The organism is Oligosphaera ethanolica, from assembly GCF_030814695.1.
In the GTDB taxonomy this organism is placed as follows: domain Bacteria; phylum Verrucomicrobiota; class Lentisphaeria; order Oligosphaerales; family Oligosphaeraceae; genus Oligosphaera; species Oligosphaera ethanolica.
The window spans coordinates 3063981-3087162 of the sequence record NZ_JAUSVL010000001.1 but is presented as its reverse complement, the minus strand read 5'-3'; the positions used below and the strand labels follow the sequence as shown (position 1 = coordinate 3087162).

Annotated in this window: 14 protein-coding genes; 3 read left to right on the top strand and 11 right to left on the bottom strand. The window is 59.3% G+C overall.

The genetic code is table 11. The features are described from left to right. Nucleotides 1–205: 205 nt before the first annotated feature. From J3R75_RS10665 to J3R75_RS10655, 3 genes are all read right to left on the bottom strand, one after another. Nucleotides 206–913 carry a DUF1559 family PulG-like putative transporter gene (locus J3R75_RS10665; RefSeq protein ID WP_307261508.1) on the bottom strand — a complete coding sequence of 236 codons (708 nt, stop codon included), beginning with the start codon at nt 911–913 and terminating at the stop codon, nt 206–208. Nucleotides 914–1143: 230 nt separating this feature from the next. After that, entirely contained in the window at nt 1144–1860 is a 717-nt protein-coding gene (locus tag J3R75_RS10660) for a DUF1559 family PulG-like putative transporter (RefSeq protein ID WP_307261507.1), read from the bottom strand. Nucleotides 1861–2057: 197 nt separating this feature from the next. Continuing rightward, nucleotides 2058–2666: a MarC family protein gene (locus tag J3R75_RS10655; protein ID WP_307261506.1), complete on the bottom strand. Its 609-nt coding sequence runs from the start codon at nt 2664–2666 to the stop codon at nt 2058–2060. 245 nt (nt 2667–2911) lie between these two features. Here J3R75_RS10655 and J3R75_RS10650 point away from each other — a divergent pair, with 245 nt between their 5' ends. Further along, nucleotides 2912–4042: a Gfo/Idh/MocA family protein gene (locus J3R75_RS10650; protein ID WP_307261505.1), complete on the top strand. Its 1131-nt coding sequence runs from the start codon at nt 2912–2914 to the stop codon at nt 4040–4042. A gap of 58 nt (nt 4043–4100) precedes the next feature. Here J3R75_RS10650 and J3R75_RS10645 read toward each other — a convergent pair whose 3' ends face one another. The 3 genes from J3R75_RS10645 to J3R75_RS10635 all read right to left on the bottom strand — a co-directional run bounded on the left by J3R75_RS10645 (nt 4101) and on the right by J3R75_RS10635 (nt 9336). Next, entirely contained in the window at nt 4101–7100 is a 3000-nt protein-coding gene (locus J3R75_RS10645) for a DOMON domain-containing protein (protein ID WP_307261504.1), read from the bottom strand. A gap of 127 nt (nt 7101–7227) precedes the next feature. After that, complete coding sequence (locus tag J3R75_RS10640; RefSeq protein ID WP_307261503.1) at nt 7228–8235, bottom strand: hypothetical protein; 1008 nt, start codon at nt 8233–8235, stop codon at nt 7228–7230. A gap of 24 nt (nt 8236–8259) precedes the next feature. After that, nucleotides 8260–9336, bottom strand: a complete 1077-nt coding sequence (locus J3R75_RS10635; RefSeq protein ID WP_307261502.1) for a hypothetical protein — start codon at nt 9334–9336, stop codon at nt 8260–8262. 174 nt (nt 9337–9510) lie between these two features. Here J3R75_RS10635 and J3R75_RS10630 point away from each other — a divergent pair, with 174 nt between their 5' ends. After that, nucleotides 9511–10341: an AraC family transcriptional regulator gene (locus tag J3R75_RS10630; RefSeq protein WP_307261501.1), complete on the top strand. Its 831-nt coding sequence runs from the start codon at nt 9511–9513 to the stop codon at nt 10339–10341. A gap of 353 nt (nt 10342–10694) precedes the next feature. On the opposite strand, the gene J3R75_RS10625 is transcribed toward J3R75_RS10630, so the two are convergent. Further along, complete coding sequence (locus J3R75_RS10625; protein WP_307261500.1) at nt 10695–12617, bottom strand: beta-L-arabinofuranosidase domain-containing protein; 1923 nt, start codon at nt 12615–12617, stop codon at nt 10695–10697. A gap of 550 nt (nt 12618–13167) precedes the next feature. Then, entirely contained in the window at nt 13168–13293 is a 126-nt protein-coding gene (locus J3R75_RS10620) for a hypothetical protein (RefSeq protein ID WP_307260384.1), read from the bottom strand. Between the two features lie 251 nt (nt 13294–13544). On the opposite strand from J3R75_RS10620, the gene J3R75_RS10615 reads away from it, so the two are divergent. Beyond that, entirely contained in the window at nt 13545–13709 is a 165-nt protein-coding gene (locus tag J3R75_RS10615; protein WP_307261499.1) for a hypothetical protein, read from the top strand. Nucleotides 13710–13736: 27 nt separating this feature from the next. Here J3R75_RS10615 and recD read toward each other — a convergent pair whose 3' ends face one another. The 3 genes from recD to recC all read right to left on the bottom strand — a co-directional run bounded on the left by recD (nt 13737) and on the right by recC (nt 23165). After that, entirely contained in the window at nt 13737–15671 is a 1935-nt protein-coding gene (recD, locus tag J3R75_RS10610) for an exodeoxyribonuclease V subunit alpha (RefSeq protein ID WP_307261498.1), read from the bottom strand. 3 nt (nt 15672–15674) lie between these two features. Then, nucleotides 15675–19613, bottom strand: a complete 3939-nt coding sequence (locus J3R75_RS10605; RefSeq protein ID WP_307261497.1) for a UvrD-helicase domain-containing protein — start codon at nt 19611–19613, stop codon at nt 15675–15677. Nucleotides 19614–19706: 93 nt separating this feature from the next. After that, nucleotides 19707–23165: an exodeoxyribonuclease V subunit gamma gene (gene recC / locus J3R75_RS10600; RefSeq protein ID WP_307261496.1), complete on the bottom strand. Its 3459-nt coding sequence runs from the start codon at nt 23163–23165 to the stop codon at nt 19707–19709. Between the last annotated feature and the right edge of the window lie 17 nt (nt 23166–23182).

Sequence of the window (23182 nt, the reverse complement as noted above, 5' to 3'; positions counted from 1 at the left end):
CCCGGACGGCCAGGCATCCACTCCCCTCTGGACTGCGCCACCCTAGGGCCACATGTGACTCCCCGGACGGCTAGGTCTCCATGCTACCGCCAAGAAGTGCGCCACCCAGCAGCAGCAAACAAAAACCGCCGGTGACGTTCCATATCCGTCACCGGCGGTTTTGCGATTATTCTTGTGTCTGCTGGGACACCAAGCCGTTGTGCACTCAGTCCGTGGCTAGAAAACCAACATAGCGTGTTGCCTGAGGGCGCACCTGCCCACAGTGACCATCGCCAAAAACAAAGTTGACTTGATCGCCGTGCAGGAAATCCAAGCGGATGTTCCAGCCTGTACGGCTGGAATCATAGACATTCATATGCTCCCAGCGGTAACCACTGGGAGTGATGCAGCCGTCCGAACTGTAGCCGAGATTACTAGGCTTGCTCACTTCCAGGCGCCGCATGCCAGCTGTCAGGGTCCGCTCGTTAAAGGCGTAGCTGTAATTTTTATCGGGGAAATCCGGCCGATTGGCAAACTCCCACCAGTAACTCGTCCGCACCGGCAGAACGGTGTTGTTGAAGGGGCTGGTGTAGGCCTTGTTCTTGTCCAAAGCCGGGTCGCCGGGGCACTGGAACATCTTCTTGTCACCAGTATAGCCTAAAATCAGCTGCTGCGGCGGAATGGACAAACTCTTGGGCGGGGTGTTAGTACTGTACCAGCCCGTAAAGGGGAAAAAGTCCGTATTATCGTCAGCGTACATCGCTGCGCCCAGGCCAATCTGCTTCTGATTGCTGGTACAGGAGATCGCCCGGGCCTTGGCGCGGGCCTTGCTCAAAGCCGGCAACAACATCGCCGCTAAAATCGCAATAATCGCAATCACCACCAGGAGTTCAATAAGGGTGAAAGCCAGTACTCGGTACGCACGTCGGGGCATTGCTACCTCCAGCTTAGTTGTGTTCAATTGCATAGACAAATATCACATTTATGACAATTAACAAAGGGTAATACTTCTTAGCTAAATCGCAAACGCTCAAGCGCATATATAACACAAAACCGCTGCGGACAGCACCCAAAAACGCTTATCAGTAAAACATCATGCCCCCGCTGGCAACCACATCAGGGGCTGCCAGCGGGGGCATGCAGACGAGAGTCCTTACGGCGCGTTTACTTCACGTCGGTGGCAGCCGAGCCGACGTAAGACCACGCCTGGGGCTTGACCTGTCCGCAGTGGCCGTCGCCATAGAGGAAATTCACGTAGTCGCCATGCAGGAAGTCCAAGCGGATATTCCAGCCGGTCCTGCTGGCGTCATAGACGTTGATCACCGCCCAGGTATTGCCGTTGGGAACAATGCAGCCATCGCAGCTGTAGCCGAGATTGGAGGGCTGAACGACCTGCAGACGCCGCATGGCAGCCGTCAGCGTGCGCTCATTGAACATGTAGCTGTAATTCCGATCCTGGAAATCCGGCCGGTTGGCGAATTCCCACCAGTAGCTCGCACGAACCGAGATGCTGGCGTTGATCGCATAGGGACTGGTGTAGGTCTTGCTCTTGTCCAAAGCCGGGTCACCGGGGCACTGGAACATCTTCTTATCACCCGCATAGCCATAGATCAACTGCTGCGGCGGAATGGACAGATTTTTCGGCGGCGTGCCAGAGCTGAACCAGCCCGTGAAGGGGAAAAAGTCCTCATTGTCATCAGCGTACATGCCAACACTAAGGCCGATCTGTTTCTGATTGCTGGTGCAGGAGATCGCCCGAGCCTTGGCACGGGCCTTACTCAAAGCCGGCAACAGCATCGCCGCCAAAATCGCGATGATGGCAATGACCACCAGGAGCTCAATGAGGGTAAACATTATTACTCGGGAAAACTTCTTGTTCATGCCACACCCCGTTCTTTGTAGTGTTGCTGTTGCTAGTAATTTGTTACCATCAAAAAATTGAAGCTATGTACAGGTAAGATTGTAACATTATTTCGGAAAAACTCAAGAGCGCAAGTGAAATAATAATCATGGTTCACATCGTGAAAGCAGGATACTGACACTTCTGGCAGTTGGCAGGCGATAGTATCCGCGCCGGGTTACCACAAATTACTATCACGCAGACCGGTAATAACCATCTGCACGGCCACGGAGGCGATGATCAGTCCCGTCAGGCGAATCAGCGGCCCCAACAAATGCGTGCGCTCAAACACGTGGTTGATAGTCAGCGAAAACAGCATGAAGACAAAATTGATGGCGACGGCCAGCAACAGCGCCAGCGCCGTCAGGCCCAGCCCAAATTCCGCCGTGGACGATATGGCCGCCGCAATGGTCCCCGGCCCCGCAATCAGCGGCGCAGCCAGCGGCACCAGCGACAACTCGGTGAAATCCTGCTTGATGCTCTGATGCCGGCGGTTCATGAAACGCCCTTCGCGTACGGCATGCCAACCGATGAAAAAGAGTATGAGCCCGCCGGTGATGCGCAGCGAATACAGCTCGATGCGAAAGATGTCCGTGAGGATCATCTGCCCCGCCGCCGCCAGCACGGTGAGAATGATCAACGCCGCAACCGACGACTTCCACGACAACTCGACTATCTGCTGGCGATTCAACGACGGCTCGTAGGTCGCCAAAAACATCACCTTGCTGACTGGATTGAGCAAGGCCAACAGATACAACGCGTTTTCAATGAGGACATCCATTTGCATGGGCTGGTTCCTTGCTTCTCGGCTCTCTTTGCCAACATGATGCGACACGGCACCGTCAATATAAACGCCGATTGCATTGCGCCAAGACTACGCCACATTAGCAGAAGATGTGGCTGAGCTCCCTGATCGGTCAGATCATCGGACCGATCAAGTCGTCCGATCCGTCCGATCCGTCTGATCCGTCTGATCCGTCCGATCCGTCCGATCAAGTCGACGAACCGTCCCCAGCAGGAGGCATTTGCAGCATGCGTGAGTATAAACTGAGCGTCGTCGGCCTTGGTCATCGCGGCCGCTTCATGTTCAAGCAGTTCTGCCGTTGCCTGCCGGGCGTGGTCGGCGTCGCCGCCTGCGACCTGCGGCCGGAGCTCTTCTACGAGGACAGCCACGGCGCCGGCGGCGACAACCCCGCCATGGCCAAGCTCTTCCCGGACGCAGTCTTCTACGACGACTTTGACGCCATGCTCGACAAGGCCCAGCCGGACATCGTGCTGGTGGAGACGCCGGCGCGCTGCCACGCGGAATTCTGCGCCAAGGCGTTGGCGCGCAATATCCACGTCTATTCCGATATTCCCTCGGTAGCATCCAGCGCGGAAGCGGACATGCTCTGGGACGCGCAAAAGCGCTCGCAGGCCCTGCTGATGACCGGCGCAACCACCTGTGGCTACGGCTTTGTTCTCAAACTCCAGGAGCTCTGGCGGCAGGGCCTGCTGGGCAAGCCCTACCAGCTGGAAGCCGAGTATATCCACGACTGCCGTTATCTCTGGAAGGAAACGCCCTGGCGCCTGCCGTCAGCAGACAAGCCCGGCCCGATCAGCTACTGCACGCATTCGCTGGGGCCGCTGCTGTCCATTTTGGACGAGGATTTGCGCAGCGTGGTGTGCGTTGACACCGGCAGCCACATCAGCGGCGAACCCTACGCACACGACGCCCAGATCGCACTGTACCAAACGCCCAGTAACGTCGTCGTGCGGCAGACCTGCTCGTTCATCACTCACGGCCCACAAGGGCATTCCTACAAGGTCTACGGCACCAAAGGCTACTTCGAACGCCTCAACAAACGCGGCCCCATACCCGAACAAGTGCTATTCAAATCGACGGACGAGCCTTGGAACGACCAGCTGCAGGCCATCGCCGTCGGCACCAAACCCGATAGCCTCGATGCCATGCTGCCCAAAGACCTCCAAGGCAGTCTCGGACATGGCGGCGCTGACGAATATCTCGCCTTCACCTTCATCAATGCCCTGCGTAACGGCGCCAAACAGGCCCCCATCGATCTCCGCGCCGGCCTGCGCATGACCCTCCCCGGTATCTTCGCCGGCGAGTCGGCGCGCCTCGGCGGCAAACCCGTCGAAATCACCTACCCCTGGGATAAGTAGTCACCGCGCCCAGCATAAACGCCGAGTTACGACACGATTCGCTGTGCCTCTCGTTTCCTCAGTAGGTCAGGTGCATGAACTGCTTTGCTGACTTCTCGCCGCCGATGCCAGGGAATTGCTGCATGTAGCCTTCGCGAGTCTTGCCGTCGTCACAGTCATTGACCAGATAGTTGAAACGGCAGCGCCGCTGACCGGCGGCGGTTTCAGCACCCAGGACCGCAAAGGGCAGCTCCGCGATGTACGTGGTGGTCTTGGCAGCGTCATCGCGGCTAGTCTCCAGGTGGATCTGCTTGGCGGCAGCCGCCGCGTCAAAGCCCTTGGGCGCCGACCAGATGAAGACCTCGCTGGCGCCATCATCGCGGTGGCTCAGGCCGATTTCCCAAAACGTGTCCTGCGTTGGGACCTGCAGCCCAAGCTGCACATTGTCGCCCTGGAACATATTGGTGCCACTGAATGGCTGGCAATGCATATCGTCCTGCACGATGATTTTGACGACGAAGGCGCTGTCGCTGCTGCGCAGCCACGCCTTCGCGCTGAGATCCTCGGGCCCGCGCCAGAAGAGCTGCTGCCAGCTAGGTTCGAAGGGCACCAGTTGCTGCACCTGAGCCTTGTCTTCCATCACGAACTGCGGCTCGACAGGGAATTCGCCAGCAGGCAGCACCACGCCGTGGTTAAGCCGGCGCGGCAAAGACAGACGCCACTGATCGCCAGCGGAGATTTCCACCACGGTCTCGCGACCGCTGAAATCTGCAGCGGCGGCGAAGGTCACCGGCATGACAACGCGCCCGCCCGCCTTGAGCGTTGCTTGCCCCTGGTCGGGCATCACCGTCAGACCGGCCTGCGGCACAAAGCGGTAGCGGTAGTCAATCGTCGCCGTCGTTTTGTTCTCCAAAGCAAAGGAGAAAGACTGCGTCTGCCCGGGGAAGATCACAAAGTCCTCGTCCTGCTGAATGATGTCGCCGACGGGCAACGGCGCCGCCGCCTGCCCGCTGATTTTGAGGAAGGCCGGACGCGCGTCAGCCGTGAGCACGATCGTTCCCTGGTCGAGCGCCGCCGGCGTTTCATTGCCGAAGATATCGACCATCACGGCCTTGCCGCTGATGCCAGCAATGAACAGCGAGTACGGCGCGCGGCCCCAAGACCAATACGGCAGCAGCCAATTGCCATCCCGGTCTTTGAACAACATCAGACTGTAGTCGTTGCCGCCGGACTTGGACACAAACTCGCCGTCAGCAAAGTAGTTCGTCAGCATGGTGTAGGTAGCGTATGCGGATTTCGGGTGGAAGTCCGCCGTGATAATGCCATAGTTGTGCTCGCCGTCATTGGGGTCGCGCCCCTTGGAATACAGGTTGTACCAGCTGTAGCCAGCGGCACCGTGGGCCCACGCTACCAGCAGCTTCTGTACCAGCGTCTCTGCCTGATTGACCTCGCTGGTGCGGCCGATGGACGTAATGCCGGTTTCATTGGAGAACCACGGTTTGTCATCGCCATACCGCGCGCGCATTTCGGCCATCACCGGCATGCGCCGGAAGTAATTGTAAGCCGCCCCGTGCATGTGAATGCAGAAAATGTCGTAGTAGCCCTGCGCCTGCGCCAGCACGGTCTCCAAGTACTTCGGCGCGGCGCTGCGCGTTGGATAAGGCGCGTCCAACCCCGCAAAACCAGCAATTTTCACCTGGATGTTCGGCGCGTTTTCCTTGGTGGCTTCGTAGGCCAGTTTCAGCAGCTTGACATAGTCCTCCGGTGGGAAATTGGCGAAGCTGGCCAGGTCGGGCTCGTTCCAGACCACGACGTAGGGAATGCGGTCGCGATAGCGTTCGGCAAAACGAGCGATGTAGTTGCGCCACGCGTCATAATCCGGCCGTTGGCCGCGGCCGGGGCGGCCTTCCACGACGGGCTGCCAGTCTTTGGCGGTAGCCCAGCGGGTATTACCGCTATAAATCGGCTCAAAAGCGATGCCATGGCGGTCAAGCAGTTCCAGCTGCGAATCCGGCTCGGTGAAATCCCAGCTGTCAGGCGTGCGCTGGACATGCGACCAGCATGCCGAGCCACGCATGACTTTGATGCCGCAGCGCGCCGCGGCCAGCACAATGAGTTCCTTGGTCGCAGGCGAATAACGCTCGAGGTGGTCGCAAATACCGAACACGAAAGTCTTGTTGGGCGTAAAGGTCGGCCCAGCGGCCTTGGCCATGTGGATGTACGCTGCCTGTGGCCGGTTCGACGCCGCCAATGGCGCCGTTCCCCAGCGAATGTGGTACACGCCATAGCGCTCCGGCATGGGCAAGTCCAGCGCCTTCACCGTCGCGTCGGCCGGCAGGTCCAACGCGAGTTCCTGGCGCAGGACTTCTTCGCCAAAGGGCCCGGTGACCAGCACGTGGCATTTCTCCTGCCGGGGCAACACCGTCGGATTGACGGCAAAAAGCTGCGGCTGCTTGCCGTCCATGACCCAGAACAGCGGGTCGCCCGTGTCCAGCGTGAAGGTAATATCGGCATCCAGCAACTCGACCGTCACCGCCCCTAGACCGATCTGCCCACCGCGGGTCTTGTCCCGAAAGCCAATGGACAGCCCATAGAAATTCAGCGGCTGATCCTGCACCTTGTTGCCCCCATTCATACCGCCCCAGCGCGATGTGCTGGGCTTGGCCGCGTCAATCTCGCACTGCAGGGTCTGCCAACCGGCCACACCACTCGCGATCTCCAGGCGATGCTGGTAAATCTCGTCGTCACCATCCCGCAAACGCAGGCCGATACTGTTGGCATTGCCGTCCTCGGGCAACCACACCGCAACCGACACCCGCAGCTTGCGAAATAACGGTATGTGCTCCATGCGCTGCCCACGCATGGTGAAGGCCATCTCCGTCCAACCCTGATTATCACCATCCCAGCGAATCATCCGCGCTGGACGACCAGACTGCTCATGCACGCCCTCGTCCACCGACGGCCGACCAGCATAAATCGATGTCTGCATGACCTCCGAACTCAAATCAAACACCTGCGCGGATTGCAGGGCGGCAGCGGCCAACGACAAAAAACACACACAACGCAGCGCTGATATCATGGAATACTCCTGGGCTGGGGAATGGCGACGCAACAAGGCGAAAACACACAATGTAGCCAAAACAAGGGCCCTTCGCCACCAGCGAAGAGCCCTATTGGTTTTTTTGTGCATCACCCAACGCGTCCGCCTACGCCTCCGGCGCCGCAGCGCCGGGCTCGCCGACTTTCGCCCAGTCGACCGTCCAGGCCGGGCGCCGGCGGAATTTTTCCTTGAACGTGTTGTCGAGAACGCCGCGGTTTTCGAGCGATATCATGCATGCGCGCATGCAGCCGCGACCACCGCAGATAGCTTGGCCGGTAACGTGGATGTTGTCCGGTTTGTGTTTGAATGGCGAGATGAATGACGGCTTGAAGCCCTTTGGCGCCTTGAGGTAGTCGCCATCGGCTGGATCGTCGTCACCACTAAGGGCCTGGGCACCGACGAAGGCCCGGTTGCAGCCTGCTTCATTCAGCTCGCCCCATTCGATGTCATAGCCGGCCACGTTTATTTTCATCGTCTTGGTAGCGGAAATGGCCTGCCCGGGGCATTGCCTGACGCAGGCCAGGCAGCGATTGCACAACGTGCCGGGCGGCATGATCGGATCGGGCTCGAGCTCCATGTCCGTCAGCACACAGCCAATACGCACCCGCGGGCCGAACTTTTTGCTGAGGAAGACTTTGCTGTAGCCGATTTCGCCGAGGCCGGCCAGGAAGGCCGCAATGCGTATGCTCATGTACACGTCAGCGCGGGGCAGGCCTGCGCGCACCGGAACGGAAAAGCCATCGCCGCTTTTCCAGGTCTTGCCGTCGTTGGTATTGATAGCGCCGCCATAGAAATGGTATGCCAGCGGCATGCTTTCGTAGCCCTCGTCTTCCAGGGCGCGAGCGACCTCGCGAGCCGTCCACGGAAAGACTTTTTGATTGATATAGCCATAGCCCATGGCAGAGTAGCTGCTGTAGTAGGTGCCCTCTTCGACGCCGCGCAGCGACCCGCGCATAATGCGGTGCGTCATGACAATCATGGACTTGGCGCGGGGCATGGCATAGCGCGGGTCCATCTGCTGCGGCGCGCCTTCCCACAAGGCCATCGGCGCGATGCCGACTTCATCCGCACCGGCTTCCAGCGCAATCTGTTTGATCGTTTTTGCATCTATCATAAGACCGTCACGTCCTTTCGCGCCTTATTCATTGATGTCAATGGTGGTGCGGTCCTTCTCGCGCGGCTTCACCGCGTTGGGCGGCAGTTCGCCGTTCGCCAGGCGACCGGAGTTGTAGCCGTCCCAGTCCACCGACCACTGCTCACGCCGCCGGAATGGCGCGTCGAACTTATTCGCCAAGACGCCGCGTTCTTCCAGTGAGATCATGCAGGCGCGAATACAGCCCTTGCCGGCACAGATGGACTCGCCGTCCGTGAAAATCGGCCCGAGCTTCCGCCGGAACGGCGATATGGCCGATGGCTTGTATTGGCCTTTGTAGGCGGGAATGCTGTCGAGATAGCAGCCCGCTTCGCCATCGCGAGTCTTTTCCGCGCCGACCGACGCCAAGCTGCACGCCTCTTCGTCGCGCTCGGCCCACTCGACCTCGTAGCCACCAAGGTTCAGCTTGACCGTCTTGGTCGCTGACATGGCCTTGCCAGGACATTCCCGCCCACAAGCCATACAGCGATTGCAGAGCGTACCGGGCACCATCACCGGATCGGCCGCCAGCGCCATCTCCGTGAGCACGCAGCCAAAGCGCAGGCGCGGACCGTAGATGGGATTGAGCAGCGTGCCACTGTAACCAATGTCGCCCAAGCCGGCCAGGTAGGCGGCCAGGACGGTGTCGATATAAACATCGGGCGCAGGCTGCCCCGGGCGTGCCGGCACGGAGTCGTTGGCGCGCCAGACGGCCTTCTCGGCCAGAGTCAGGCCCTTGGTGGATGTCGCCGCCCAACGGCAGGAATTGCCGATCGGCATCGCCTCGTAGCCCTCGTCCTCAATAGCCCGCGAAACCTGTCGCGCCGTCAGCGGAATAATGTCCATGTTGAGATAGCCCTCGCCCATGGCCGGATAGTGACTGAGGAAAGTGCCCTCCTCCGTCCCACGCAGCGACCCACGCATGATCCGATGCCCCATCACAATCATCGACCGGGCCTCCGGCATGACATAATGCGGGTCATTGTCCGCTGGAAATCCCGCAAAGCGCTCAATGGGCGCAATGCCCACGACGTCCGCGCCGGCTTTCATCGCAATTCTCTTGATGTCGTCGCTGCTTAACATGGCCACTCCTCGCTTGCACCTATCGCCACACACCGAAGAGGACATCTACCGATGCCCTTGACAATTGGATAAACAGCAACGAATATATTGGCCAATATCTACCTGTGACATGACCTATTCGTTATTCTTCTTGGACTTTTCGACATAAACGCACACAAGGTGACTGGAGCGCCCATGCAGATCATTCCTGCGGAAAAACTCAGCCGGGAGTCCTTTACGCTTACGGATCTGCGCGTCGTTCGCCAGCTGTGGACGTCGCACCGCGCACACAGCGGCATGGGCTCGCCACGACGCCTTGCCGGCCTGCTTTTTTACCACAACTGCCACGGCCAGTACTGGCTACCGGATGGCCGCGCCTTCTGCTGCGATCCGGGTGACGTCGTGTACCTGCCATTAGCCTCGGAATACCGCACGGAATTCACCCCGGCCGGCATCGCCAGCAACAAAGAGCCAGCGACGACCATCGTCTGCAATTTCACCCTCCGCCTCGACGACGGCACGCCCTTCGGTCTGTCCGCAGAGCTCCGGCGCTTCCCGCCAAGCAAGGACTCCCGCCAGCTCTTCCTGGCGCTGGCAGAAATCTGGCATCAGCCTCTGCCTGATCTACTCCGCGCCAAGGCCTGCCTATACCAGCTCTTCGCCGTCCTCTGCAGTCACGAAAAACACCAGGTCTTGGCAAGCGGCCCCTTCGCCGATATCGCCCCGGCCATACAGTACCTGGAGGAAGAGCTGATCCAGGAAAAGTCCATCGGCGAACTCGCGGCGATGTGCCACGTCAGCGTCAGCAAATTCCGCCAGCTCTTCCACGCCTACGCCGGCATGGCGCCAACGGTCTTCCGCATCGCCAGTAAACTCGAACGCGCAAAGCTGCTCCTGGAATTCGACCGCAGCAGCATCGCGGAAATCGCCGACCAACTCGGCTTCGGCGACCCGGCCTATTTCAGCCGCCTGTTCAAAAAATACTGCGGCGTCGCCCCGCAGAGCTACCGGCAGGGCATGGAGTGATGGCGCCGCCGCGCGATGCACAAAATGCCCACGGCAAGCCGTGGGCTACAGAACTACAGAACGTTCGCGCCTTCTGCCCGGCGGCGTGACTTGCCGCGCAGCGGCAAGTCATGCCGCCTCTTCCTGCCTTCTTCGCGCCTTCGCGCCTTCGCGTGAGGCAAAAAGTATTTTCGCGCCTTCGCGCCTTCGCGTGAGGAAAAAAAAGCCCACGGCAAGCCGTGGGCCACAGAACTTTCGCGCCTTCTGCCCGGCGGCGTGACTTGCCGCGCAGCGGCAAGACATGCCGCCTCTTCCTGCCTTCTTCGCGCCTTCGCGCCTACGCGTAAGGCAAAAAGTATTTTCGCGTAAGGTGGTCAGAAGAAGATGCTGAAGAAGGCGGTGTCGGCGACGACTTGGTTTCCGGCTGACGCGTAGTCGCAGACGCGGGTGCGGAAACGCCGTCCAGCGCCGACGAATTCGGCATCGAAGGCGCAACGCACGTGTCCGTCCTGCGCAGGGGTGAGCGTGCAGCGGAAGTCGCCCTTGGCGATGCTCTCGGCGTCAAACATTTCCTTTTCGCTATTACCGATGAATTTGCTTCGTGCCAGGAGCAGCGGCCCGTACTGCAGAGTGCACCTGGGTTCGCTGATCATTTTCTCGAAGGGCACCTCGCCGATACTGACGCCGGCGTTGACCCAGCGCACGGCATACCAGTCGCTCTTGTCGAGCGCGGCGACCGGGTGCGCGAAATGGCGAATCTGCGGTTTGGCGTGAAAATGCAGCTGCAGCTGCAGCTTGCCGGCGGCGGGTAGTGTCGCCTCGGCGTAGTCCTTGCCGCTGATATCGATAGCCTGCCCGTCGCTCTGCATGGCGCTAGCGTGGCTCCACGCCGGCACCCGTAGGCGCAGCTTGACCGGCGTTGGCGCCGTGCTGCTAAAGTCTATCTGCGCCCGGCCGTCCAGCAGATAGCTGCCGCCGATAACGACCGAGACAGTCCCGCCAGCGATATCGACCGATGCCTGGGCGTCGGTATAGAGATTAACCACGATGGCGTCGGCGCTTTTCATCACGGCGGCCTGCGCGGCATTCATGAAGCCGCGGGGCATATTGTTGACGCAGCAATGATTGTGCTGGAGCTTTGCCTGCTCCGCCACAGTCATGTGCCTGGCACTACTGCGCACGCCGCGGGAGCCCCACATGCCATCGCGATAGACTCCGGCCAGAAAGGCGTTGAGGTAGGTCAGCTCAAAAACGTCCATGTAGTGGCGTTTGCCGGTGAGCGCAAAGAGCTCGTAGGTCACGCGCATAAAATGAATAGCGTCGCAGGGCTCGGAGATGGCGTTGATCTGTCTGGCGGCGTGGTTGAAGATGTCGTTATAGCCCACACTGAACATCTGGTTCTGCTCGTGCTCCCACATCGCCGCGTGGGCCTTCTCGACGGCCTCCAGGCAACTTTGGTCACCGGTTACGCGATGGTATTCCAGGATGCCATCCAGGCACGACAGCATCTCATAGACCTTCGCCCACTCCGGCGGCCGCGGATACCATTCGTGGACGGGCTTGCCGCTGAGGCCGTTGGCAATGAGATTGGGCGCTTTGCCGCTGGGGTCGTTCCAACTGGCGATGATGGCGCTGGCGAAATCCAGGTAGCGCCGATCGTCGGTGACCCGATACAACTGCAGCATGGGCTTGAGAATGGAACAGCTAGGCATGCCCAGGAAAGTGCCCGTGTCGCCGATCCAGATGCCGTTGTCGCGCAGCTCAACGATGAGGTGATCCGCCAGGCGGATGGCCGCTTGCAGAATGCTCGCGTCATTGAGCAGCCGATGGGCCTCCAGCAGTCCCCACAGGGTGTACTTGCGGCACCAGATATTCCAGTTCCAGTTGCACCCCCAGCCCATGACCTTCTTGCCCTCTTCACGCGAAGGCGCAATCACCAGCAGCGAGTTCTTGTAGGTGCCGATATAGCCGTCAGCGCGCTGGTAGGCCATCAGCCGATGCGCCGCCTGCCGGATGAACTCCCGCAACGCCGCGTCGTCTTCGTACTCGCAGACCCGGGCCGCGCTGATCATCCATTTGCCCCAGAATTCCCCCTGCCAGATGCCGACCACGCCCGACTCGTCGTCCAGCTGGTTCTTGAAGGCGTCCTCGGCTTCCTGATAGACCACTTCGCGACCATGACGCGACCGTATGCGCTGCTCAAAAAAGTTCTCCATGAGCTCGCCAATGGGCCCGGCAATGAGCGTCTGTTTGAGGGACAGCGGCGTCAGAAGATTCGACACGGCGTACTCTGCCATGGTGATGCTCCGTTGTGGTGATGAAGAAGGAGTAAGGGGTAGTCACTGCGGACGAATACAGCGCCCATAAGATAACCCCTGCGCCCCCGCTGACACTCCCCACGCGGGAAAAAACGGCCAGGCCCCGGTAATCGGCCAGTGATTGACAACCAAAACTGTGGTGCCTCTACAAGGCACCGTCTGTTGGTAGGCTGCGCCCCCAAGCAAAAGCCTGGGGGGTAAGCATGGTTAAGCGCCTACGGCGCAAAAAAATAGCCTTTGAATGATGGTGGCATTCGGCCCGGAGCGGACAAAGCACGTCGTCAGATCGGCCAAGTTCGGCCCGGAGGGCCGTACCATGCGTAACCCCGGGTGAGGAGCCCGAAGGGCGACGCAACCCGGGGTGTGACAATAAGTTCGGATTGCGCCTGAAGGGCGCCACATTGGCTTGACACGTCACGCCTCACTTGCTTACCTAGGGTTGACGGCGGCGGCATGCCTGGCATTCAATATCCATCACTCCTATGAAACCGATGCTCTTCATTTAACGGTATCCTTGGCACTTGTTGTTTCAACCAAGCAGCCTTTTCTCGTCGTGCATTTCCGCCGCGAAGCGGCAGAAGCGCTGAAAGCGCGAAACATACCAGCCCAGGGCAAGCGGCGCCGAAGGCGCGCGCCGCCCTGGGTAGCGCGCCATATTGGTCCGTGTTCCTCAGCCTCTTTGGCCCCAGTCGGCGAAGCTGACTGGAGCCAAAGAGGCAATGGAACTCATTGATTGCTGCGGCAATTTTGCGCTGTAACCCTTCGTCGCAAGTCTTTTAGGCCGCCCTTTCAGGGCTCTTTTGGGTTGGGGCACCTTACCCAGGGCGACGCGCCCTGCGGGCGCTTGCCCTGGGCTATCTTAGGGCGCACCTTCGGTGCTCAAAACCTCGGCGAATGATCATGTGCATGGTTACCAATCAACTCATCGCCGGCGATTGCCGCATGCTATGTGAAGAGCATTGCTCCTATGAAACCCGCTGCCTAGTTAGCCACCCTTATGTAATGGCTGGACGGCGGTTGGCCGTGGGTTTCCGGCACATTGTCCCAGCGAAGCGCCTGGGTGTACACTGACCGGTTGCCCGGCCTCGGTAGCCCCAATTATGCCTCGCCGTTGTCCAGTGCCGCGACTAGCCCGGAGATGCGCCGGGTTGGCCGCAGCAGGGCGGTTTTGAGCACCTCTTTGGGTGCCCACAGGCGGAATTTGAGCTCGGTGCGGGTGATGCCGGTGTACACCAATTCGCGGGTCAGCACGGGATTGTCTTTTTCCGGCAGGACCATGAGTACCCTGTTATAGCCCGACCCCTGCGATTTATGAATGGTCATGGCATAGACCAACTCGTAGGACGGCAGACCGCCGAGAGCAAAAACCCGATATTGCTTCTTCGAGTCTTTGCCGCCCAATTCGGGACTGGGGAAATGCACCTGGTTTTCCCAGACAACGCCGATATCGCCATTATTCAGTCCAGTCAGTTTGTCATTTTCCAGAATCATCAGTGGTGTGCCGTTGGCAAAGGGCTTGATGCCAATAATCTCGGGCATGATCTTGTTGAGATTCACCACGCCAAAAGGCCCTTCGCGATTGCTGGCCAAGATCTTGAACGACTGAACGTACGCAAAGCACGCATCAACGGTTTGGGCGTCTTTCCAAGCGAGCAAGTCCCAGTCTTTGAGCTGCGCCCGCAGGGCCGCAGTCAATTTTTTCTCCCCAGGCAAGTCAATGGCATTGAATTCCGCGCCGGGTTGACTTGGATCGGCGTGCGTGGTGTAAAAGTCCTCGGCCAATTGCGCAATAGCGGCGGGGTCTTTTGTCTCGACCACGCGTTTTGCGCACTCGGTCAGCACGCAATTATCCTTGGCGCGGTAGTTCTTGTGCAGGACCGCGATGGCGCCCTTTAACGTCTGGCATTGGCAGAGATCGGCCAGGACGCTGCCGGTTTCGACGCTGGAGAGCTGGTCCTTATCCCCGAGCAACAACAACCGCGCGTCCGGCCTAAGCGCCCTTATCAGCTGCGCCATATTCGGCAAGGACACCATAGACGCCTCGTCAACCACCACCAGGTCGTAGGGCAAACGCTTTCCCGCATGGTAAATGGGCTTGGCCATGTCTGGCCGCAGACCGATCAGCGTATGTACCGTGCTGGCCGGCAGGCTCAGGAGCTTCTCCTTGACTTCGTCTGATACGTCAGCGCTGAGTTTCTCGACCCCGGCGGTGATAGCCTCCTGCATACGCACCTTGGCCTTGCCCGTCGGCGCGGCCAAAGCAATCCGCCAATCAGGCTGCTCCCGGCAGATCAGTGCGAGGATCGCGCTCAGCACGGTGGTCTTGCCCGTGCCCGGCCCACCCGTGATAATGGCAAAACGGCGGCTCAGTGCCTGCTGCACCGCCAGCTGCTGGAAATCGGGGTTATCCTCGCTCGTGCTGAAATACTCCGTGCAGCGGCGGATTTCCGCCAGCGGGACAGGCGCGACGCCTGGCACTGCCATTGCACGATGCACCCACGCGGCAATATCCAACTCGTACTGACGGTACTTGTTCAGATAGAGGCGATCACCCTGAAAGACCAGCGGCGTGCCCTCGTCGGCCTTGCTGCCAATGATCAGCGGGTGCGCTTTGGCCAAAGTGCGGATGGCGTCATGGACGGCGGAAGCCGACAACGCCGACAACGTCGCGAGGAAATTATCGCGCGCATCGCCGGTCAGCGCGGCCTTTTCATCCTCGTTTTGGAGTTGTGCCAGCAAAGCCTGTCGCCAATGCTCCACATCCACGCAACTATGGCCGTCCCGGACATAGCGCAGCAGCAAATGAGCCAGAAATTGCCAAAGGGCGTCCGTGTCCGTATCCGTGGCGCTACCTGCGGCATAGTCCACGGCAGCCTCCGACGCCGAGGGCCCACCAGCGTCCGGCACGTCATTGTCGGCCTTTGCCGGCATCCGGCTCAGGCGGCACAGGAAACGGCCGAATTCCGTCTCGATAGTCGAGAAGGGCGTGGCCAGTTCGAGTTGCTCCAAAAAGCTGTGGTTGATCATCGTCATCCCTTACTCCCCCTTATTGACGTTACGGCCGAGGACGGCTCGCAAGGCGCTGATGTCCGCGTAGTCCGGCCGGTCGGCAAAGACGCCTTGGCCAGGCACGGCGGCATCCACGCCGCGCAGGAAGATATAGAAAACGCCGCCAAAAAGCTTCTCGTAGTCTTCCTGGGTGAACTGCCCCAGGCGGTCGTCGAGGTACTCGGCGAGCGCCACGGTATAGACCAGGTACTGCATGCCGTAAGCGTGTTTGCGCATTTCGGCGCGCAGGCCATCACCGCTGAAATTGGCGATGTCGTAGTCAATGACATTGGACTTCCAGTCCACGATGAAATAGCGGCCGCCATGGCGCAACACGAGGTCGATGCTGCCCGTCAGCGCCCGGGCCAGGCCGGCGCTGAAGTCTTCCTTGTCCGGCAGGTTGTAGCGCGCCAGTTGCGCCTTGTTCAGCGTCAACTGCTGATGACGATCCCCCAGACAGTAATCAAATTGGAGTTCCGAAAGCCGGTCCTCGCGTCCAATCTTGTTGAGCTGGAAAAACGTCGTCTCACCGGGAAGCTGCAAAGGCGTGCCCAGCACCTGCCGGACCATGCCGGCAACGACGTCGACATCGCCCTCTTCTTCCAGCAAGGAATACGCACGAAGTTTTTCCTCCACCAACACGTTAATGCCGTCCTTGTCTGCATCAAAGGCGAGGTCCTCAAAGAGACTGTGCCAACAGAGGCCCGTTTTCTTGCCACGGCTAAGCTGGAAGATGCGCGGCAGCGCCTGAAACTCGGCCTTAGTCAGTTTTTTCGTGGGTAGATTGTCGTTGCCATCGACATCGCGGTGCTCGTCCGCGCTTTCTGCTTGTTGACTGCCCAGCATGGTGTCTGGCTTGTTAGGCGTCGCGTCTGTGGCATCAGCCGTGTCGCCCGCTTTTGCTGGCGCCTTGCTCATCAGCTGTTGTTCCAACCTGGTAGCGCTGATGGTGTACCAAAATGGGTTGATATTCTTCTGATCGGGAGTCGGGAGCCTATGCAACGCCGATGCAGATTGGGCCCCATCGCTCGCGTTGCCAGGCTGCGCGGCGGCGGCATGTGGCTGGTCAGCCGATTCGGCTTGCTCGTCAGCGAAAGTGCTGTCCTCGTCGTCGGCAGGGTCTTCGCCCGCGTCCTCATCCAGTTCCAGCTCGGGTTTCGGAACCACGTAAAGCTGCTCCGGCCATGGCGGGCCTGGAAGCGCCCAGCCATTTTCGATAAGTGCTTCCGTCAGCGTCGCCAGGTCGGCCGTGTCGCCGGCCGCGACCAGCGCCAATTCATCTTTGGCTTGGCGATTGCGGAAGAGGTATTTCATGACGTTCTGGGCATTAGCGCTGGCTTTTTCCTGCATCTGCACCGCGCAGAAGTACTGCGCTCTGGTGATAGCGACGTAGAACACGCGGAGTTTTTCCTGCATGGCCTCATGATCTGCGTCTTTTTGGTAGGTGCCAATGTTGGTGACGTCGTAAACTGCGCGGAGTTTGTCCCCAGCCGGCTGATGGGAGGTCAGATTGGGAAACTTGGGCACCGTATATAAATCCGGCAGGAAAACGATGGGGTATTGCAGGCCCTTGCTGACGTGGATGGTGGAGAGAATAACAGCGTTGCGCTCCGTGGCCATGCGAATAAGCATTTCATTGTCGTCGCTGTCATCGCCCTTTTTGTCCTTGGCCAATTGTTGTTGCTGGGTGAAGTACGCCCGCAGTGCCACTGGGTCCAGGCGCTCTGCGGCCTCAGCGGCACCGAGTATTTCCACGATATGGAGGACATCGGCCAACAACCGCTCGCCGTCTTCATGCTTATAGAGCGTCATCAGCACGGACTGCTCGTCCTTGCCAAAAAAGTCCTGCATCATCTGGAAAAAAGAGCGTTCATGCCATTTGCCGGCCAGTTCCGCAAAGTGTTTTTGATAGGTCATCAGGGAGTCAGCAGGGTCCTGGCTGTTGCTGAGCTCATAGAGTCTTTTGGCGCTGAGGTCATAGAAAGGCGACGCCAGCAGCTTAATGACCAGCCGGCTGTCAGCCGGATCGGCCAAAGCATCCAAGAGGGCCTCGAGGTACTTGGCGGCTTCCGACTGCATGACGTTGCTGGTGCCTATCCGCACCGACTCGATCTTCTCGCTGCGGAGTAGTCGCTCAACAGCCTCCGCGTTGTCGTTGGCACGGCAAAGCACGGCAAAATCGCTGGGTGCAAGACGCCGAGGCTGTTCACTCTTGCCGTCAAACAGTGTCCAGCGCGGGTCCTTGAGCATGGTCTGAATCTGCTGGACGCAGTTGGCGAAAACCATCTGTTTATTTGTCGCCCACGGATTGAACTGCAGCGGGTTTTGGCATGGCAGGCCGTCAAATAGCAGCGCGGCGCAGTTGTCCTCGGGCGACTCAATGGGCTCGATACCCAACTCGGGATGCGCAAAGGGCCACGGCGTGTTGAATTCGTAAAAGGCGTTGAGGGCGTCAATAAATGGCTTGCTCGACCGGTAGTTGGTGCTGAGCGTGTAACGGCGATCCGCCGCGACTTCATTCTTCGCCTGCAAGTAGGTGAAGATATCGCCGCCACGAAAGCTGTAAATGGCCTGCTTGGGATCGCCAATCATGAAAAAACCGCATGCGCTGGCCGGCGGCACTTCCTCACTGGCAAAGACGGACCGGAATATCTCGTACTGCACCGGGTCGGTATCCTGGAACTCATCCACCAGCGCGTAGGTGAAGAGAGTGCGGATCAGCTGCCGCAAGGCCGGCCCACGCTGGGGATCCTGCAGGCGAGCGTTCAGCTCGTTGAGCAAGTCGTCGTAGGTCATAAAGCCATCGCACTCTTTCTGCTTGGCCAAAGCCTCTTGCACGAATGCAATGGCATCACGATAACAACAACTGCGGTAGGCCTCCAACTGCTTGGCCAAACGGGCAAAGACGGCGAGCAAATCCGAATATTGGATGACGGCTGAAGCCAACTCCCCGCGCTTTGTTTTATTGCATTTGTTGGCGATGTATAGAGGGATTTTATGCAAAGCCGATAGCATGCAAATGCCGCTGCCCCCCCGCAAAACCGCAGCGATAGCATCCAATTCCTTCGTCAAACTATTCTTCGCCAAGCAAGATTCGAGGACTTTCGCGAATTGCGCGAAGGACGCCACATGCTGCCCGCACAGCTCCGCCATGGTCTGCTGAATTGCCTGCAGGCACTCCGGCCGGCTTTGCGTAGGCAACTCCTCGCCCCAGTAGTAGTCGACGCCATGGCGTTTCAGCGCATTCTGGATATCGCGGGCAAAGAAGCTTTTGCTGCTATCGCCGTAAGTTTTTCCCCCGTCGTCCTCATCGCGCGTCGCCTCCTGCCAAGTAATACCGAGGGCATCCCAGACAGCCATGACGTCCTCGCCACTCTGATAGAATTCCTTGCGAATGAACTGCTGGATCAGGGCGTTGCTGACATCGCTGATGTCGCTACGCAACTCCATGCCATAGCGGATGCCGCTTTCAAAGGCATTCTCGGTAAGCATGCGCTGACAGAAGCCGTGGATCGTCGATATCGCCGCCTGATCAAAATCCCGCAGGGCATTCGCCAACAAGCCGCTGGCGCGCTTGGCCAAAGTGCCGTCATCAGGCGCCGCGTTAGCCCAAAAGGGCGCTGTGGCCGGCAACTGGCGCAGACCATCCAGAATTGTCTGGCAGCGCCCATATTCGCGATCCGACGAAGCGAGTTCGCCATTGACAGCCATTTGCAGACTGAGGAGGACCTTGTGCACCCGGTCGCGCAGCTCGGCAGTGGCGGCACGCGTAAAGGTCACCACCAGTATCTTCTCAATGGGCACGGCCTGCTCCAGGAGGATGCGGGCCACCAATGTCTGGATGGTGTAGGTCTTGCCCGTGCCCGCACCGGCCTCAATGAGATTCATGCCGTCCAGAGGACAGCTAAAGGCGTTGAGTTCATTCATGTTCTTTCCCCAATCCCCATGCTATGACAAAATGCGCCAACGGCGCTGGTGATCCGAAAAACAAGCCAAAACAAACCAAAACCAGGGACAACGCTACTTGATGTTGGCTATATCCCCAAAACACTCGTTGGCGGCGGCCGCAAACTTCTCAAGGACGCCATCGTCCTTCTTCATATCCGGCGAATACAAACGCCCAAAAAAGGGATCGATGGTATTGTCCTCCCATTTTGACTTAAGCGTTTTCGTGCTCTTGGCGTTTTTGAGCTGATCTTTTGCCAGAAATGCCGCCGGCACGCGCAGGCCCGCAAGGTAATAACCGACAAGCGTAGCGAGCTTGTCCTGGGCAATGTCAGGCGTCAAGCCGAAAGGGATGATAAAGGGCTTTTGGCTGTCCACGTTAGGATAGACCGCCGTTTTCAGGCTCGGGGCCTTCTCCCCACCGGCCACGAGGATAAACAGGTGGCGGATGTAGGCCGCGATCTTGCGATGATCAGAAGTCGTATCATCGGCTCTGAACAGGCACTCCACACACTGCGCTAGCATCCCCGGGCGAAAACGGACCGTGCCAGTGAGCGTCTGCACGGCGCCTCCAAGCGGAATATCGCAAGAAAGCGTGAATTCCTCTTGCTCGGCCCAGGCTTGTTGCGTGGCATCGTCGGCAAAGCGACTTTGGGCCAGGCATTCATCAAAGAGGCGCTTGCCGGGCGCGCCCGGCGGCAGGCTGTTGTCAGCTTGGAAACGCCGGAGGAGCTTGGCGCACTCCGCAGCAGTCACCTGGCGGTTTTTCTGGTACTGCGCCAGGCGCTTGCGTAAGGCCGTCTTCTCTCTGGAATCAATCGCCAGTGGCTCCAAATCGCCGTGACGACGCTCGCCCCATTCCCGACTCGGAAAGCCGAGGGTCTTCACCATGAAAGCCTCGCTGGCATTACTGAAAAATTTGACCAGATCGACGACATCGATGCCTGCCTGGGACTTGCCGACCGGTGGCGGCAAGCCCTCGTCGCCAATGCCGTCCAGGAAGTCCGCTTTGGCGACATAGTTGGTCCCGGCGGCTATTTCTTTGGCGATGGCATAATAGCGGTGATTGAAGGAAAACAGCGTTTGCGGCTGGCCTGCAGCTGGCGCGCCAAAGCAGCTAGGATCGTAGGGATGCAAAGGCGCCATGATGGTCATCGCCGAGAGGACACTCGTGCCCGCTGGCGCAGCACCTTCTTGCGGCAGGCAGAAGGAACGCCCCACCACATCGCGCAGTTCACTGACCGGCAACGCCGGCAGCTGCTCGCGTTTGCGGTGTTCATTACGCCCGTTGTAGAAAATCCACAGGCGCTCTTCCGCCGCCATGATGGACTCCAAAAAGAGATAGCGGTCTTCCCATTGCCGCGATCGATCACAACGCCGGGGTTTTCGCACCATGATATTGAAGCCGACTCTGCTGTCCACGCGCGGGAACGCACCGTCGTTCATACCCAGCATGACAATGACCCGCCGTGGCACGCTGCGCATGGGCTGCAAGGAACAGAAGGTGATCTTGCCCGACATGAAGGGATAGCTCTTCTGCGGCGTCGCCATGGCCTCCTGCAATAGCCGTTTGATCAGCTCGTAGGGCACGAGCTCGCCATAGCCGGCCTGCTTGGCGGCGTGAGCGACGTCTTTCAGCGTCTGCATGACCACGGCGTAATCCGCAGCACTGTCATTGTCCGGCGCAAAGAAGTCGCTGAGGAGCGTCGTGAGGGCCTCAAACCATGCGTCAATGGGCCGCGGCTCGCGCAGAGTCTCAGCACTCGCCACAAGCTTTTCCAGGAAGTTACTGAGATTGCCCAGGAGGGCGCGCCCTTGCGTATCATCTGCCAGGCATAATGGCGGCAGGCGCTCCGGCCAGGTGGTGAGTGAGCTCTGCAACCAGCGTGGACCGCCAGCAACCGCCACGGCTGCGGCAGCGCCAGCAACACCAGCAACACCATCAGCCGCGCCGTCATCGACGTCCTCCAGCGCCAGGCCCAGCATCAGGCGATTGATGGCGTGCCGCCAAGAAAAAGCGTCAAACGGAATACCGCTATTCCGCTGGCGCTGCTCGCGATCAATGCCCCAACAGACGTAGCCCTGGTAGAGCCAATCCCGTAAACGATCCGTCTCGTCGTCATCAAAATGGAATCGCCGCCGCAGAGCGGATACGTCCAGCAAGGCCATCAGCCGGCTATGCTCAAAACGGCCGTCAACGAGGTCAATAATGCTCGCAAAGGCCGCGGCAATGGCGTTGTTCTGCTGCAACGACCGGTCGCTGATGACGTAGTGGTCCTTCAAGATGCTCTGATCAAACACGGCCGCAATGGCCGGCGCCATGGCACTGATATCCGGCGCCATCACCAGAATGTCATCGGGATAGAGTCTTTCACCTCGTTTTGCCTCGCTATTGCGGGCAAAAAGTGCCAACAGGCGATCGTGCAAGACCTCGACCTGCCGCAGGGCGTTGTGGCAGTCGAAAAAGAGTAGCGAGTCATCTGTCGGCGCGACCGCCACCGGCCCGTCTGACTGGCACACCTGAACCACACTATCCTGAATATGAGTGAGGAGAGTATCACGGGACTCACGCTGGCCGCTCGCGACGGCTGTTTCCTCGCCCTCTTCGTAGATACCCTTGAGGTCTTGGATGATTTTGCTAAATTCGCGCCCCAACAGGCCGTAGTTCTCAATGAGCTTGTTGGTATATTCCTGGTCGTCCAATTCGGTGGGCACGACCTTTTCCCCCCGCATGGGATGATCACCAATATATTCAACACAGGGGTTGTGATAGAAGAAATGAACGTCAGTGACGTTTGCCAGCTGCCGCAAGACATCCAAGTACACCGGCGGCATGGTGCTAGCTCCGAAGACCGCTACCGGCACGGGCTCGGAATCGGGCTCGCCTCGCACCTGCCCAGCAGGTAGCTTGAGGTAGTCCACAAAGGCATCGGCGGGACTCATGAGTGGCGCGCCGTCGCTAGTCACCAGGAGTTGCTGCCACAGCGCCGCCTGCCAGCGCTCGGGGTCCGCAACCGGCAACGCCGTCCGCCAAGCAACGAGGTCATCCGCCCGATAGATCATATACTGATCGAATAGGCCGGCGATGCGCAGCGCCAACTCGTATTGCCGCAGCGCCGGCCGTTCATCACCCTGCTGCAGATAGGCCGTCAGCGCCGACAGCATTTCCGCGCGGTCCGCAGCGCCTGCCGCGGCCATTATCTTCATGATGCGCCAGGCCATGACCTCGACCGTAAACAGCTCCGGCCGGTAATCTGGCTGCCCGGCGAATTGCCGGTTGAGGACCTCGGCAATAAAATTGCGCGGGTAGGGAAAGTCGATATTGGCGACCACGGCTGACTGCTGTGCCAGATACTGGGTCAGCCAAATACGCATGCCGTAGGTCGGCACTACCACCTTCTCAGACACAAAAATATCTGTAGACCGAAAACGCTGAGCACCGGGCGGACCAAAGTACGGCCCCTCGCGCCGCAGGCGCTGAAATTTATCCGCAAGCGCGGTTAGGCTATAATGCTGATAGAGATAAAAAGCCATGTAAGACGTCCCCCCTT

Coding starts and splice junctions, on each gene's coding strand:
- J3R75_RS10665 (WP_307261508.1), bottom strand. CDS start 913: ATGCCCCGACGTGCGTACCGAGTACTGGCTTTCACCCTTATTGAACTC.
- J3R75_RS10660 (WP_307261507.1), bottom strand. CDS start 1,860: ATGAACAAGAAGTTTTCCCGAGTAATAATGTTTACCCTCATTGAGCTC.
- J3R75_RS10655 (WP_307261506.1), bottom strand. CDS start 2,666: ATGCAAATGGATGTCCTCATTGAAAACGCGTTGTATCTGTTGGCCTTG.
- J3R75_RS10650 (WP_307261505.1), top strand. CDS start 2,912: ATGCGTGAGTATAAACTGAGCGTCGTCGGCCTTGGTCATCGCGGCCGC.
- J3R75_RS10645 (WP_307261504.1), bottom strand. CDS start 7,100: ATGATATCAGCGCTGCGTTGTGTGTGTTTTTTGTCGTTGGCCGCTGCC.
- J3R75_RS10640 (WP_307261503.1), bottom strand. CDS start 8,235: ATGATAGATGCAAAAACGATCAAACAGATTGCGCTGGAAGCCGGTGCG.
- J3R75_RS10635 (WP_307261502.1), bottom strand. CDS start 9,336: ATGTTAAGCAGCGACGACATCAAGAGAATTGCGATGAAAGCCGGCGCG.
- J3R75_RS10630 (WP_307261501.1), top strand. CDS start 9,511: ATGCAGATCATTCCTGCGGAAAAACTCAGCCGGGAGTCCTTTACGCTT.
- J3R75_RS10625 (WP_307261500.1), bottom strand. CDS start 12,617: ATGGCAGAGTACGCCGTGTCGAATCTTCTGACGCCGCTGTCCCTCAAA.
- J3R75_RS10620 (WP_307260384.1), bottom strand. CDS start 13,293: ATGGCGCGCTACCCAGGGCGGCGCGCGCCTTCGGCGCCGCTTGCCCTG.
- J3R75_RS10615 (WP_307261499.1), top strand. CDS start 13,545: ATGGTTACCAATCAACTCATCGCCGGCGATTGCCGCATGCTATGTGAA.
- recD (WP_307261498.1), bottom strand. CDS start 15,671: ATGACGATGATCAACCACAGCTTTTTGGAGCAACTCGAACTGGCCACG.
- J3R75_RS10605 (WP_307261497.1), bottom strand. CDS start 19,613: ATGAATGAACTCAACGCCTTTAGCTGTCCTCTGGACGGCATGAATCTC.
- recC (WP_307261496.1), bottom strand. CDS start 23,165: ATGGCTTTTTATCTCTATCAGCATTATAGCCTAACCGCGCTTGCGGAT.